This is a genomic window from Streptococcus parasanguinis (assembly GCF_001069785.1).
GTDB classification, from domain to species: Bacteria; Bacillota; Bacilli; order Lactobacillales; family Streptococcaceae; genus Streptococcus; species Streptococcus parasanguinis_T.
On the sequence record NZ_JVSR01000019.1, the window covers coordinates 1 to 13,733 of the forward strand.

The 13,733-nt window shown below is 44.9% G+C and carries 12 protein-coding genes; 9 read left to right on the forward strand and 3 right to left on the reverse strand.

Annotated elements, in window-relative coordinates:
- Positions 1 to 261: 261 nt before the first annotated feature.
- The 3 genes from ADG03_RS01210 to ADG03_RS01220 all read right to left on the reverse strand — a co-directional run bounded on the left by ADG03_RS01210 (position 262) and on the right by ADG03_RS01220 (position 3,796).
- Positions 262 to 855, reverse strand: a complete 594-nt coding sequence (locus ADG03_RS01210) for a 3'-5' exonuclease (RefSeq protein WP_049471918.1) — start codon at positions 853 to 855, stop codon at positions 262 to 264.
- A gap of 53 nt (positions 856 to 908) precedes the next feature.
- Entirely contained in the window at positions 909 to 1,403 is a 495-nt protein-coding gene (locus ADG03_RS01215) for a DUF536 domain-containing protein (protein ID WP_003008835.1), read from the reverse strand.
- A gap of 104 nt (positions 1,404 to 1,507) precedes the next feature.
- Positions 1,508 to 3,796 (reverse strand): Xaa-Pro dipeptidyl-peptidase, encoded by a 2,289-nt coding sequence (locus tag ADG03_RS01220; protein WP_049471917.1) that lies wholly within the window; start codon positions 3,794 to 3,796, stop codon positions 1,508 to 1,510.
- A 101-nt stretch (positions 3,797 to 3,897) separates the two neighbouring features.
- Here ADG03_RS01220 and ADG03_RS01225 point away from each other — a divergent pair, with 101 nt between their 5' ends.
- The 9 genes from ADG03_RS01225 to ADG03_RS01265 all read left to right on the forward strand — a co-directional run bounded on the left by ADG03_RS01225 (position 3,898) and on the right by ADG03_RS01265 (position 13,627).
- Positions 3,898 to 5,175, forward strand: coding sequence for an HdeD family acid-resistance protein (locus tag ADG03_RS01225; RefSeq protein WP_414716449.1), 1,278 nt, complete (start codon positions 3,898 to 3,900; stop codon positions 5,173 to 5,175).
- Between the two features lie 107 nt (positions 5,176 to 5,282).
- On the forward strand, positions 5,283 to 6,050 hold the full coding sequence (locus tag ADG03_RS01230) for a CppA N-terminal domain-containing protein (protein ID WP_049471915.1): 768 nt from the start codon (positions 5,283 to 5,285) through the stop codon (positions 6,048 to 6,050).
- Between the two features lie 10 nt (positions 6,051 to 6,060).
- Positions 6,061 to 7,002, forward strand: a complete 942-nt coding sequence (locus ADG03_RS01235; protein ID WP_049471914.1) for a serine hydrolase domain-containing protein — start codon at positions 6,061 to 6,063, stop codon at positions 7,000 to 7,002.
- A gap of 172 nt (positions 7,003 to 7,174) precedes the next feature.
- Positions 7,175 to 8,053: a mevalonate kinase gene (gene mvk / locus ADG03_RS01240; protein WP_049471922.1), complete on the forward strand. Its 879-nt coding sequence runs from the start codon at positions 7,175 to 7,177 to the stop codon at positions 8,051 to 8,053.
- The gene (gene mvaD, locus ADG03_RS01245) at positions 8,035 to 8,985 is read left to right on the forward strand and encodes a diphosphomevalonate decarboxylase (RefSeq protein ID WP_049471913.1); all 951 of its coding nucleotides are present in this window, start codon (positions 8,035 to 8,037) and stop codon (positions 8,983 to 8,985) included. The genes mvk and mvaD overlap by 19 nt, the downstream gene beginning before the upstream one ends.
- A complete protein-coding gene (locus ADG03_RS01250) occupies positions 8,975 to 9,982 on the forward strand; it encodes a phosphomevalonate kinase (RefSeq protein ID WP_049471912.1) in 1,008 nt (335 codons plus the stop codon). The genes mvaD and ADG03_RS01250 overlap by 11 nt, the downstream gene beginning before the upstream one ends.
- Positions 9,979 to 10,983 (forward strand): type 2 isopentenyl-diphosphate Delta-isomerase, encoded by a 1,005-nt coding sequence (gene fni, locus ADG03_RS01255; protein WP_049471911.1) that lies wholly within the window; start codon positions 9,979 to 9,981, stop codon positions 10,981 to 10,983. The genes ADG03_RS01250 and fni overlap by 4 nt, the downstream gene beginning before the upstream one ends.
- Before the next feature lie 162 nt (positions 10,984 to 11,145).
- Positions 11,146 to 12,807 (forward strand): C69 family dipeptidase, encoded by a 1,662-nt coding sequence (locus ADG03_RS01260; RefSeq protein ID WP_049471910.1) that lies wholly within the window; start codon positions 11,146 to 11,148, stop codon positions 12,805 to 12,807.
- Entirely contained in the window at positions 12,800 to 13,627 is an 828-nt protein-coding gene (locus ADG03_RS01265; protein WP_049471909.1) for a PrsW family glutamic-type intramembrane protease, read from the forward strand. Before ADG03_RS01260 ends, ADG03_RS01265 begins: the two co-directional genes overlap by 8 nt.
- Positions 13,628 to 13,733: the final 106 nt, after the last annotated feature.

Genomic DNA, 13,733 nt, shown 5'->3' on the forward strand with positions numbered 1-13,733 from the left:
ATTACATATTATTCTTTGTGATATATTTTACATGCTCATTATACATCTAAGAATAAGTCTGGTCAATGAATATTTAAAAAATTAGAAATGATTAAATCTTTAATAACTAATATTTTAAGTTAAGCCTTTGAAAAAGCTCTACTTGTTTGTTGGATGAAAATTTACTTTAGTCAATCTTTACAGAAATGAAATAAAAAGAACCCCCAAAGAAAGATATGAAAACATCTAACTCTAGGAGTACTGCTCAGTTTTGAGCTTTTTTTATTCATCAAAAAATCCGGATAAGTCCAAGCCTCCGAAGGGGTTGGTGGAGAAGTTTTCTTGTTCTTCAAGGAGGGTGCGGCCTTGATCAAATTCGAGGAATTGTTCGTAAACAAGAGCTGTCATGCGGGCGTCTTCTAAGCTATCGTGTGATTTTCCTGCAACTCCCAGAAATGCTGCAACGGTGTGGAGTTGGAGATTTTTAATGCCATGAAGGTCAGATGGACGACGTTCGAAGGCTTGGTCAAAGACATCGACAGCGTACTGGTCTTCTAAATCCAAGCCATTTTCAAGTAGGATGGGAAGGTCGCTCTTTTTGGCATTGTATCCAATCAAGGGGCGGTCTCCAACGAAGGCCTTGAATTCGCCGAGGACCTGCTCTAGTTGTGGAGCATTTTGGATCTTGTCCTGGGTTATGCCAGTGAGGCCATTAATAAAGCTTTTTAGAGGCTTATCGGTGTAGACGTAGGAGTCGTAGTGGTCGACTTCTTTACCGTCCGTAAAACGCACGGCAGACACCTGGATGATCTGATAGGCACCTTCGTATTGGTTAAATTCGAGATCGAAGGCGATATAATCTTCTAATGTTTTCATGGAAAATCTCCTGTGGTAGAAAAGAAAAGGGACTGGTAGGATCCAGCCCCAGATTATCGACGGAAAACGCGTGCCCAGAAACCTTTGCTTTCTTGCTCTTGAACTTTTTCATTGGCTTGTTCGAGTTCAAGTTTCAAGGTGTCGCGGTCATTCATTGCTTGTAAAGTCAATTGTTGTTGTTGGTCCAATTGCTTGTCTTTTTCAGCAATTTGAACGTCTTTCACGCGCAACTGCTCATCTTTCTTAGCGAGTTGCTCGTCTTTGGCCTTGAGTTGCTCGTAGAGACGGACGATTTCAGCATTTTTTTCATCTACCAAAATTTCCATCAATTCGCGTTGCTTCACATCATCGCTGACTGGCTCATCTTCAAAAATAGTTTTTTTGTAGATTTCTTCGAGCTTGATCAAGCCACTACGGGTTACAACGGTAACCCCTTTTTCATTTTTTTGGGTATCTTCTGGAGCCAGCGCCTTGACACGGTTATTGACCGCCTGGCGGCTGACTCCTAAAATTTCAGCAATTTCGCTGACAGTTTTTTCAATCGCCATAACTTCCTCTAATATCTTTTTCTATGAAATACTCTATTAGATAGTAACATAAGTAGGCTAAGCTGTCAAATGAAGCAAAGAAAGGATAAGCCTTGATACCACGATTAGTGGGCCTCTGTCATTTCAGGAAGATGGAGGCTTGATTGTGCTAAGTCAATGGTGAGTTGGTAATCGGTTTGATCACGCACAGTGATTTCAAAGTCCGTCGTGTAAAGGACCAAGCGAAGAGTTGCCCCTTTTTCGAGCTTGTAGATGGTTGGTTGGAGATCAAAGTCAAATTCCATCCACTCGCCTGGTGTTACGGCATCAACCTCTAAGAGGTCATGACGATTTTGGAGGTTGAGATAACCTTTCGAAATCACTCGTTGGCCCGCCTCCTTGAATGGCAACTCGGTCAAGTTGTCTAGCATGTGGTAGCGACCGTTATCCAGCGTACGGACCGATAAGACTGCAGGATAGGGTTGGAGGTATTTCTTGCTTCCAAGCTCTAAGAGTTGGGCTGAAAGCAGGCCTTTATTGGTGCTGGAATGAAGTCGTAGGTGAAGGCGAGCTTTCCCGTTGAGGTGCAGGTCTTCTTCGATTGGAAGATCGATCGTCACCTGTTGCGCCTTGTCTTGGTAGAGATCGCTTAAGAAGGTCGGATAAGCCTTGCCATAGCGCTCGTAATCTTTTGTTTCATAGCGGTTTTGGATGACTTTTTCACCGTCTCCGAGTAGGAAGGTTCGCTGACTTGTTTGGTTGCCAAAATCATCCAAGGAAGTCCAACTTTGTTCTCCTGTATTGTCCTGCCAGATGACAGTTGGCAACTCATAGCTTGAATCGTAGCCCAGCAATTTTTTAGAGAGAAGGGCATTCATGCTCTCACGGAAGTCAATGGATTGCCAGTTGTTGAGGTAAACATGGGCACCATTGTGGTAGAAGAGGTGTTTCTTGATGCTTGCTGGAAGGGCTTGGAACATGTTAAAGACGTGAAGCGGCTTGACGTTCCAGTCTTGGGAACCATGGGTAAAGACCACCTCTGCCTTGACCTGATTTGCGTTTAAGAGATAATTCCGATCGTGCCAGAATTGATTGTAGTCTCCAGAAGCTCGGTCCAGCTCTTTTTTGACGCGATCAAGATCGGCTTGGTGGGCCGCATTGTGGTGTAAATAATCCCCACCTAGAAGGTTGCGTGAATAGGTCAATTCGGCAAGGGAGTCGAAATCTTCACCTGGATAGCCACCAGGACTTGTGACGAGGCCATTTTCGCGGTAGTAGTTGTACCAAGAAGAAATCCCAGCCTCTGCAATGATGACTTCTAGGCCGTCCACACCTGTGGTCGCAAGGCCGTTAGACATGGTTCCAAGGTAAGAGATCCCGGTGGTTGCGACCTTTCCATTAGACCAATCAGCTTTGACTTGACGTTTGCGTGTATGATCTGTGAAGGCACGACAACGGCCATTGAGCCAGTCGATGACATTCTTGTAGGCTTCGATTTGTTGGTAATTTCCATTGGTCATCAGCCCTTGCGAATCTTTTGTTCCAACTCCAGATACGTAGAGATTAGCGTAGCCACGTGGAAGCAGGTAGTCATTGAGGGTATAGCTGGAATTGATATGAGTGAGGGTTTCTTCAGCTTCGTCGACTAGTTCAGCTTGACCAAGAGGGTCCACCAATTCTAATTGGGGTTCTTCTAGTTGGATAGAATGAGGTTCTTTGACCTCGAGGTCGACATTCATATTGTAGAGGGCCTTGTCGCTGGCCTTGTCGTTAGTCCCTTGGTGGTAAGGGCTAGCGGTCATGACAGCTGGAATCTTGCCTTCGTAGCGAGGACGGATGATGCTGACCTTGACCAAGTCTGGCAGGCCATCTTGGTCGGTATCGACCCGACTTTCGACATAAACGACCTCACGGATAGCATCCTGGCTTGTAAAGGTCGCGAGGCTCTTACCATTAAAATAGTGATACTGGTTGGTCTCAGGAATCAAACCATCGCTGACCAACTGATCAATTAGTAAATTCCCTTTGACTGTTCGAGTATTGAGAAGGTGATAGAGGTTTTCTACCAAGTTTCCATACTCAATCGGAAATTGGACTTCTTTCAAGAAGCTATCCGTATCTTCAAAATCAATAAAATAGCGGAAACCGAGTAATTGGAGGGCTACTGTGTAAAAAATGTTCGGAGACCATTCGCAGTCAGATTGGATATACGTTAAAAAGTCTGTTTTAGAATCCACCACTAGGTTAGAGAGGGGATAATCTGTATCTTTATAGGTGAAGTAAACCTTGCGGACAAACCATTCAAACAGTTCTTTTTCTGGGAGGTGGGTGGGAAGGTCAAACCCAATTTCTTTTAGTTCCTTAAGAATGTCTTTTTGGTCAACAGATAGATAGCTATATTGATTGTATTTCATAGACTGCTCCTTTTATCAGTTTCTTTTTTCTTTACTTCTTATATTATACTTGATAAAATAGTATTTGTCTAAAGACCTTTCGTCTATAAGGAGAAGGAATATTGAAAAAAATATCTTTTGAACAAGTTGCAAGAAGACGGACCTTATTGTTTGGGGTTCTTGCCGTCATTTTTGGGATTCTCATTTTTCGAAACGGCGTTGGTTTCACCAAATTTTCCTTGGATCTATTAGCCATTTACTTTTTAGTTGATGGACTAGGAAGCTTTCTTCTTCGCTTTTTGTTACGTAGCAAGTCTATTTCCTATAGCCACTCTATTTGGTTTATTTTTCTTTCACTTGCGTTGATCTGGTTGAATCGACTGAGTGGTCTGCCCGTAAACTTAGTTGTGATTTGTTTAGGGGCATATCAGTTGGGGAGTGCCATTGTCTATGGGATCACATTTTGGCTTTATAAGGCCAATCGGGTAAAAGGAGGCTGGCTCTATTTATGGGATGCGCTTTTAAACGGTGGGCTTGGTCTAGCAACTGTCTTGGAACCTGGTTCAGATGGGCACTTCCAATTTATCCTCTTGGGGGCTTATCTGGTCTTGTTGGGGATTTCTAATATTCGAGATGGTATTTTATTTGACAAAGACCAACAAGGCCAAGAGTTAAAACGTCGCTTTCGTATTAGCCTACCGGTTATCTTTGCAGCCTTTATCCCTGCTAAGGAGTTAAAACGGTTTAACCAGTTTCTTCAAAAAGGGAGCTCGGCGGGACACACAGGCCCTTATCGATTGGTGAAAAAAGAAGAAGAGGCAAGGGAATTAGAAATTTTGGTTCATACTTCTGACAGCAACTTATTTGGAGCGATTGGGCATGTAGATATTTGTTATCAGGGGAAGGTCATTTCTTACGGAAGTTACGATCCCTTTTCAGAGCGTCTATTTGGGACGATTGGGGATGGCGTACTGTTTAAAGTGGATAAGGAACCATACATCGAACTATGTAAAAAAGAGAGTCAAAAGACGCTGTTTGGCTACAGCCTATCCCTTACTGAAGAAGAGAGTCAGGCAGTGGAGAAGCGTCTAGCTGAGATTGATCAGTTATTAACACCTTGGGATCCGCCTAGTAGGTTACAAGAAGACGGTCAGCCGACCTATGCCTACAAATTGAAGTATGATTTAGGGGCTGAATTATATAAATTTACTTCTTCGCGTTTTAAATCTTATTTTGTTCTGTCTACTAATTGCTGCCTGTTGGCAGATTCAATTGTGGGACAGGCGGGAACGGCCGTATTAGATGTGCGGGGAGTGATTGCACCAGGGACCTATCAGGATTATTTAGAGTATGAATTTGAAGCTCCAAATGGGCTGGTCCATACAAGAACAGTATATTAAGAAAAGAAAGACAGATTCTAAATTTTGAGAAATCTGTCTTTTCTTGCGCAAAATTTCTTGTAAAAAACCAGAAAATTATTTACAATAAAAAGAGCTTGGAGGAAGTTATGACAGCAAATCAGATCGTAAGAGTGATCCCAGTCTTGAAAGTGAATAACCGAAATGTCAATCAACGCTTTTATGAAGAGACATTGGGAATGAAAGTATTAGTGGAAGAAGGAGCTCTCCTATCTTTAGGAGATGCCTCAAAAGTAGAAAAAATCGTCTTAGAAGAGTCACCGAGTATGCGTTCGCGTAAGGTCGAAGGTCCAAAGAAATTGGGTCGCATCGTGGTGAAAGTGGCACAAGCTCAAGAAATTGATTATTTGTTGGCCCGCCAGCCAGAAACAAGCGCCCTTTACCAAGGAGCTAATGGTCGCGCCTTTGAAGTTGTGTCTCCTCAAGGAGATACCATTTTCGTGCATGCTGAAGAAAATCTTGAAAGCCTAGAACCGTTGGAGAAAGCGCCTCTTGTAGAAGCTCCCGAAGATTTCAAAGGTTTGACGAACTTTGATGTGGACTTTCTTGAGGTCAACGTGGCTGATCTTGCCCAATCTCAGGAGCTTTACAGACGCTTGACAGATCTTGCCCGCTTTATCCATTTGCAGGAAGCCCAAGGAGAAGATCTCCAAGTGGAGAACAAGGTGACTTGGGATTTGAGCATGATCAAGGTCGAATTGGCATCTTTTGATGTGGAAGTCGTGAAAGAACGCTTGGGAGAAACTGTCGATTTTGTGCACCGTAAGGGAACTTTCTTGATTGCCAAAGATCCAAGTCAGATTGAACTCTGGTTTGAAGCCAATCAAGATCAGGTCCATATTTCTTATGAAGAATAAGAATGGAGTGATGAGCGTGAATGCAATCATCGAAAAAATTATCGAACAAATCCAAGAAGGCATCTATCCAGGTGCCTCTCTTGCGCTTTACCTCAATGGTCAGTGGAGTGAGCACTATCTGGGACTAGCGGATCCTGAAAAAGGAGAGTCAGTAGTGGCTGACCTGGTCTATGATTTGGCCAGTGTCAGCAAGGTCGTCGGAGTCGCTACCATCTGTGCCTTTTTGTATGCGAAAGGGGAGCTTCCGCTCGATCGTCCCTTTAAAGAGTTTTACCCGCGTTTTGCTCATGAGAAGACGACCATCCGGGAACTCTTGACCCATACTTCTGGGCTGGATCCTTTTATCCCCAACCGGGATCAATTGGATGCGAGACAGTTGAAAACAGCTCTTGAAAATTTGCAGTTGAAAGAAGACAAGAGTTTTCATTACACCGACGTCAATTTTCTTCTGCTGGGCTTTTGGTTAGAAGACAGGTTTCACCAGCCCTTGGATCGTTTATTTGAAGAGCTGATCTTTACACCTTGGAAGATGACAGAGACACGGTTTGGACCGGTCGAAAAGGCGGTGCCAACGGTCCGTGGCCTTGCTTCTGGAAGTGTTCATGATCCAAAAGCGAGAGTATTGGGTCGTCATGCGGGAAGTGCTGGACTTTTTTCAACGGTTTCAGATCTAGAGCGCTTCTTAGAGCATTATCTGAGGGATGATTTTGCGCGCGAACTGTCTCAGAATTTTGCGCCTAAAGAGGGCAAGACCCGCGCTCTCGGATGGAATCTAGAGGGGGACTGGTTGGATCATACGGGCTATACAGGAACCTTCATCATGTACAATCGAAAGAGGCAGGAGGCTGTGATCTTTTTGTCCAACCGGACCTATGAGAAGGATGAACGGGCCCAATGGATCTTGGATCGCAACTCTTTGATGGACTTGATCAAACAAGAATGTGAGAAATAGAAATGGATGGCTGGGATGATGTTTCCCGGCCTTTTCTTGTCTGTCCATAAAAAGGAGCTCTTTTGGGTGATCCATTTTTGGACTCCATCTTAGGTTGGATTTCCTTCAAAAGCATCGCTTTTTTGGCTGATTTATATTAAAATAGTAATGACCTTAATAGAGCGAGATGAATATGCATAAAGAGATAGGCGTCGGAAAGGCGCATAGTAAAATTATCTTAATTGGAGAGCATGCGGTGGTCTATGGCTATCCAGCTATTGCCCTACCTCTCCATCATATCGAAGTGACCTGCCAGATTATCCCAGCAGACAGCCCATGGATTCTGTTTGAAGACGACACCTTGTCCATGGCGGTTTTTGCGTCTCTTGAGCACCTCGGGATTCGTGAGGCCCGGATTCGCTGCCGGATTCAGTCTATGGTACCGGAAAAACGTGGGATGGGGTCCTCTGCGGCGGTCAGTATCGCAGCTATTCGTGCAGTTTTTGACTATTATCAAGAGGAGCTGGATGAAGAGACCTTAGAAATCCTGGTCAATCGAGCAGAAACCATTGCCCATATGCATCCAAGCGGGCTTGATGCCAAGACCTGTTTGAGCGATCAAGCCATTAAATTCATCCGGAATGTCGGCTTTTACCCGCTGGAGCTGGGTATAAAAGCGAGTTTGGTGATTGCGGATACGGGGATTCACGGTAATACCCGTGAGGCGATTCAAAAGGTTGAAGCTAAAGGGCAGGAAGTTTTGTCCCATTTCCATGAGATTGGTCAGTTGACCCAGCAGGTAGAAGGGGCTCTGAAAGAAAAAGATCTTATTGGCCTTGGGCAGGCTCTTACGGCTTGTCATGACCACTTGAGAGCCGTCGGTGTCAGCTGTAAAGAAGCGGATCAACTGGTCGCCGTTGCCCTTGAAAATGGGGCCTTAGGGGCTAAAATGAGTGGGGGCGGTCTTGGAGGCTGTGTGATTGCCCTCGTCAAGGATTCTCGTGAAGCAGAAACCATTGCCCATGCATTAGAAAAAGAAGGAGCACACCATACATGGATCGAAAACCTGTAAAGGCTAAGTCCTATGCCAATATCGCGATTATCAAATACTGGGGAAAAGAAGATGCCAAACAGATGGTTCCTTCGACCAGTTCGATTTCGTTGACCTTAGAGAATATGTATACAGAAACCACCCTGTCTCCTTTACCAGCTGATGCGACTGCGCATGAATTTTACATTGATGGAAAATTCCAACATCCAGCTGAGCAAGCCAAAATTGGAGCTGTCATTGATGGCTTGAAGCCAGCAGATGAAGAAGGATTTGTTCGGGTGGATACCAGAAACAACATGCCAACCGCAGCAGGCTTGTCCTCTAGCTCAAGCGGCCTCTCTGCTCTTGTCAAGGCCTGCAATCAGTATTATGATTTGGGCTTGAGTCAGGAGAAATTAGCTCAAAAAGCCAAGTTTGCTTCGGGTTCCTCTTCACGGTCTTTCTTTGGTCCCTTAGCAGCCTGGGATAAAGAAAGTGGAGAGATTTATAAGGTCAAAACAGACCTGAAACTGGCTATGATTATGCTGGTTCTCAATGATAAGCAAAAGCCCGTTTCCAGCCGCGAAGGGATGAAACGCTGCATGGAAACCTCGACCAATTTCAAAGAATGGGTGGAGGAGTCTCGTCAAGATTACAAGGACATGCTGGGCTATCTAGCTGCCAATGATTTTGAACGGGTCGGTCACTTGACAGAGCGCAATGCCCTTGCCATGCATGGAACGACCAGGACAGCCACTCCAGCCTTTAGCTACTTGACAGAAGAAAGCTACAAAGCCATGGATTTTGTCCGTGAGCTTCGCGCAGCGGGCCATGCTTGTTACTTTACCATGGATGCAGGGCCAAATGTTAAAGTCCTCTGTCTAGAAGAAGACTTGGATCAGCTGGTGCCTTTATTTGACGCCCGCTATCGGACCATCGTATCTAAGACAAAGGACCCTCAAGATGAAGACTAAGTATCAGGTACAGACCGGAGGCAAGCTCTATCTAGCCGGAGAATACGCGGTGTTAACGCCTGGGTGTGGAGCTGTGATTCAGTTTATCCCTATTTATCTGTCAGCTACCATCCAAGAAGCAACAGCCTACCAGCTAGCCTCAGACCTTTTTGGTTACCAGGTGGATTTGACCCCAAATAAGGACTACGCCTTGATTCAAGAGACCATTCAGCTCATGGAAGAGTGGCTGAAAGATCAGGGAATAGCCCCTAAACCTTTTGATCTTCACCTTAGAGGAACACTGGGCGAAGAGGGGAAAAAGTATGGGATTGGTTCCAGCGGAAGTGTGGTCTTGCTCGTGATCAAGGCCATGGCTGCTCTGTATGAGTTAGACTTAAATCCAGATCTGCTCTTTCGACTAGCAGCAGTGGTCTTGGTGCAAAGAGGGGACAATGGTTCCATGGGCGATTTGGCTTGTATCGCTTATGAGGATTTGATTTATTACCAATCCTTTGATAGGGCTTGGTTGCATGAAGTCTTGACTTCTCAGCCTCTTTCACAAGTTTTAGACCTGGATTGGGACTACCAGATCTGCTCGATCCAGCCAGCCATCGCTTATGATTTTCTGGTTGGTTGGACCAAGGAACCAGCGATTTCAAGTGATTTGATCCGCCAGGTCAAGGGAGCGATCAAGGAAGAATTTCTTCAGGAGAGTCAGAGTGCAGTGAAGAATCTTGAAAAAGGCCTCCGTGAAGGGAACCAAAAGGAAATCGAGACCAGTATCAAACGTGCGGATAAGAATCTAAAGTCTTTGAACCCTTTGATCTATACCCCAGCTCTAAAAGTTCTGCAAGAAGCGACAGAGGGACTTTCTGCCTGTGCCAAATCTAGTGGTGCCGGAGGAGGCGACTGTGGAATCGCCCTTAGTTTTGACCCAGTTGAGACTCAGACCTTGATAGAGCGCTGGAAGGAAAAGAATATTGAAGTCATTTACCAAGAAAGGATGGGAGATTCGTGAGCGAAAATCGAAAAGACCAGCATATTCGCTATGCCTTAGAGCAAAGCTCCTGCTATAATAGCTTTGATGAAATCGAGCTGATTCACCGATCCCTCCCCCTTGTGGATCTAGCGGAGATTGATCTAACAACCCATTTCGCAGGGCGTGATTGGGAGGTCCCTTTTTATATCAATGCCATGACAGGCGGGAGTAAACGGGCCAAAGAGATCAATCAAAAGTTGGCAGCAGTAGCCGAAGCCTGTGGGATTCTCTTTGTTACTGGCTCTTACAGTGCAGGGCTGAAGGATCCGAACGATCAATCGTATGCGGTCCAAAAAGACCATCCTCATCTTCTTTTAGCAACCAACATTGGCATCGATAAAGAGCTAGACTTGGGCTTGCGAACAGTGGAAGAGCTACAACCTCTCTTTCTTCAAGTCCATGTGAATCTGATGCAAGAGTTGCTCATGCCCGAAGGGGAGCGGAGTTTCCACACTTGGAAAGACCATCTCAAGAGCTATGGGCAGGGCTTTCCTGTACCTGTAGTCCTGAAAGAAGTCGGCTTTGGTATGGATCCCAAAACAGTCCAGCTAGCACTAGAGGCTGGGATCAAAACCGTCGATATTTCTGGCCGTGGTGGCACTAGTTTTGCTTATATTGAGAATCGTCGTGGTGGCAATCGCGCTTATCTGGATGATTGGGGACAATCAACTGCGCAGTGTCTCTTACAGTTACAAGATCAGATAGATCAGGTTGAGATCCTCGCGAGTGGTGGCATCCGTCATCCCCTTGATATGGTCAAGGCCTTGGTCCTTGGAGCGCGTGGCGTAGGACTTTCCCGCGTTTTTCTTGAGATGGTAGAGACCAAGGGCATCGAAGAAGTGATTGCTATTGTCCAAGGATGGAAAGAAGACCTTAGATTACTCCTTTGTGCGCTCGGTTGTCAGAACCTGAAAGAGCTCCGAGAAGTCGACTATCTCCTCTATGGAAAATTGTGGCAAGCGAAGCAACAGAGAAAATGAAAAGGATTGGCAGAAAATACCAATTCTTTCTTTTTTTAAAAGTGTTTCCCCTCAAAAATTCTGATAGTTTACGAATCGTTTACGGTTGCTGGAAACGCTTGCAAAACAGGGTCGTAAAAGAGTATACTAAATAAGGAAAAAAATTTTAAAAAGGAGTTTAGGATGAAGAAGCACTATTTTCGCTCAGCTGTAGCAGCCTTGCTTCCGCTTTTGTTGATTGCTCAACCTGTTGAGGCCTGTACGGGGTTCATCATCGGGAAGAAACTGACTGCCGATGGCTCGACCTTGGTAGGGCGTACCGAAGATTTAGAGCCCAACCATAATAAAAATTTTGTGGTCAGAGAGCGCGTCTACAATAAAAAAGGTGCCATCTTTGAGGATGCCGCCAACGGTTTTCAATATCCCTTGCCAGAGATTAGCTATAAGTATACAGCGGTCCCAGATGTCACCCCAGATCAAGGAATTTTTGATGAAGCAGGATTCAATGAATATGGGGTTTCCATTTCTGCTACTGTATCTGCTTCAGCAAATGACAAGATCCAAAAAGTGGATCCCTATGTCAAGGATGGCCTCGCAGAATCGGGCTTGACCAGTATCGTTCTCCCTAGTGTGAAAACCGCAAGAGAAGGGGTTGAACTCATTGCTAAAATCGTCGAAGAAAAAGGCGCTGCAGAAGGAAATATTGTGACCATTGCCGATAAAGAAGGCGTCTGGTATATGGAAATCCTATCCGGTCACCAATATGCGGCCATTCTCTTCCCAGAAGATCGCTTTGCAGTCTTTCCAAATACTTTCTTCTTAGGGCATGTCGATCAATCGGATACCGAACGCACGATCGCTTCAAAAGATCTTGAAAAAGTCGCCAAAGAAGCCAATAGCTATAAGGAAGTGGACGGAAAATTCCACGTTTCTCAATCCTATAATCCGCCTTTGCAAGAAGCAGATCGCTCTCGGGTTTGGTCGGGAATCAAATCGCTAGACCCAAGCTCTCCTGTTAAATATGACGATGCGTCCTTTGACCTTCTTCATACAACCGATCGAAAATTAACCCTCCGCGATGCTATGAATCTCCAACGCAATCGTTTGGAAGGAACCAAATATAAACCACAGGATCAAATGGAGCTGGATGGAAAAGGCATTCCGAAAAAAGGGGAGTTTGATGCGGTTTATAAATACCCTATTTCCAATCCAAATGTCATGGAGGCCCATATTTTCCAACTGAAAGATGAGGTCCCAGCGAGTGCAGGTGGAGGCACCATGTGGCTGTCAATGGGTAGTCCACGAAATGCTCCATACCTACCCTACTATGGCAATATCCTTAACACCTATCAAGCCTACCAAGAATTAGGGGATCATTACAATGATCGCTCTTGGTATTGGACCATTTCAAGAATCAATGACCTTGTGGCCAAGTATCCAGATTTATTCGAAGATGGGGCGATTCGTACTGAAATGGAACGGTTGGAGTCTCAGTGGATGGTCGAACAAGATCTGAGTGATCAGGAACAAATCGCTCTTACTTCTCAGCCTGAAGAAGCTAGTAAGAAGGCAACAGAGGAAAGCTTAGCAAGAGCTGAGAAAACCTTCGAACGCTTGCAAGAAATCAGAAAAGAAGCAGAACAAAAGGTGGCAGATGAACACGGAAAAAGTGCCCTGCAGGATCTAGATGACGAAGAAGATGCTGCTTATGAAGAGAAGATTGATCTCGTTGAATTTGACTATGATTACATTTTAGCAGCAGGCTTGTTCGGGGCAACCCTTCTAGCGATTGTAATCTACCTGATTCGCTCAAAGAAACAAAAGGGAGGAAAACAAGATGACTAAAATTCAAAGAGCCTCTATCTATCTTTTTCTACTGTTTGCAGGAATTGGCTTGGAGTTTGAACTCGGTCATCTTTCTCAACAAGAATTTAGCCAGTCTGCCGGCAGAGATTTGGTCTTAAACTTGTCTGTCTTGGCTGCAATTATTATCCCGCTCTATCTCTTTTCAAAACGATTGGCCAAGCAGTTGTCTGTCCCAACTTATGTCTTATGGATTGCCATGTTTGGAGGAGCCTTCGTAGCAGGCTGGTTGAGCTTTTCAGGCAATAGCTTGATTGATATTATGAATAGCCATGTGATCAAGGATGCCACTGTCTTTAACAAGTGGACCGATGCTTTGACGGCCCCGTTTTCAGAGGAATTCTTTAAGACTCTGGTTGCCTTTTGGGTTGTCTTGATGGTTGGCAAGAAAGATCTAAAAGCGATTCTAATTGCAGGCTTGGGATCTGGCTTTGGTTTTCAAATCATTGAGGATTTAGGGTACGTTGCCCGCCAAACAAAATCCAGCCAATTAGCTGCCGTTACTGAGGCCATTAACCGGATTTCTGGTGGATTAGCTTCACATGCCCTCTATACAGCTGTTGTATCTGTTGGTATCTTCCTCTTGTTGTCTCAAGTAACCCAGCAAAAGGAAAAACTCTTTGGGCTTTGGTGTGTTCTCTCGACAGTAGCCAATCACTTCTTATGGAACTCTCCGTTTTATGAAACAGACCATCGGATTAATCTTCTCGTCGGACTGCTCTTTGCCGTCCAAGTAGGGACCTTTATCGAAGTGGTGCTCTATACTAAGAAACATCCCGAGCTGCCATTTTTAAAACAATAAGAAAAATTTTTCAAACACAAAAGAGAGTGGGACAGAAATCGGTCATTCGTTAGAACTCGATTTCGTCGTCCCACCTCCGCACAGTTGAGTAGGGCTGTAAAAGCTG

What these genes read in the sequence shown, in the direction of transcription:
- ADG03_RS01210 (WP_049471918.1), bottom strand. Translation starts at nt 855, where the DNA reads ATGAAAACATTAGAAGATTATATCGCCTTCGATCTCGAATTTAACCAA.
- ADG03_RS01215 (WP_003008835.1), bottom strand. Translation starts at nt 1,403, where the DNA reads ATGGCGATTGAAAAAACTGTCAGCGAAATTGCTGAAATTTTAGGAGTC.
- ADG03_RS01220 (WP_049471917.1), bottom strand. Translation starts at nt 3,796, where the DNA reads ATGAAATACAATCAATATAGCTATCTATCTGTTGACCAAAAAGACATT.
- ADG03_RS01230 (WP_049471915.1), top strand. Translation starts at nt 5,283, where the DNA reads ATGACAGCAAATCAGATCGTAAGAGTGATCCCAGTCTTGAAAGTGAAT.
- ADG03_RS01235 (WP_049471914.1), top strand. Translation starts at nt 6,061, where the DNA reads ATGAGCGTGAATGCAATCATCGAAAAAATTATCGAACAAATCCAAGAA.
- mvk (WP_049471922.1), top strand. Translation starts at nt 7,175, where the DNA reads ATGCATAAAGAGATAGGCGTCGGAAAGGCGCATAGTAAAATTATCTTA.
- mvaD (WP_049471913.1), top strand. Translation starts at nt 8,035, where the DNA reads ATGGATCGAAAACCTGTAAAGGCTAAGTCCTATGCCAATATCGCGATT.
- ADG03_RS01250 (WP_049471912.1), top strand. Translation starts at nt 8,975, where the DNA reads ATGAAGACTAAGTATCAGGTACAGACCGGAGGCAAGCTCTATCTAGCC.
- ADG03_RS01260 (WP_049471910.1), top strand. Translation starts at nt 11,146, where the DNA reads ATGAAGAAGCACTATTTTCGCTCAGCTGTAGCAGCCTTGCTTCCGCTT.
- ADG03_RS01265 (WP_049471909.1), top strand. Translation starts at nt 12,800, where the DNA reads ATGACTAAAATTCAAAGAGCCTCTATCTATCTTTTTCTACTGTTTGCA.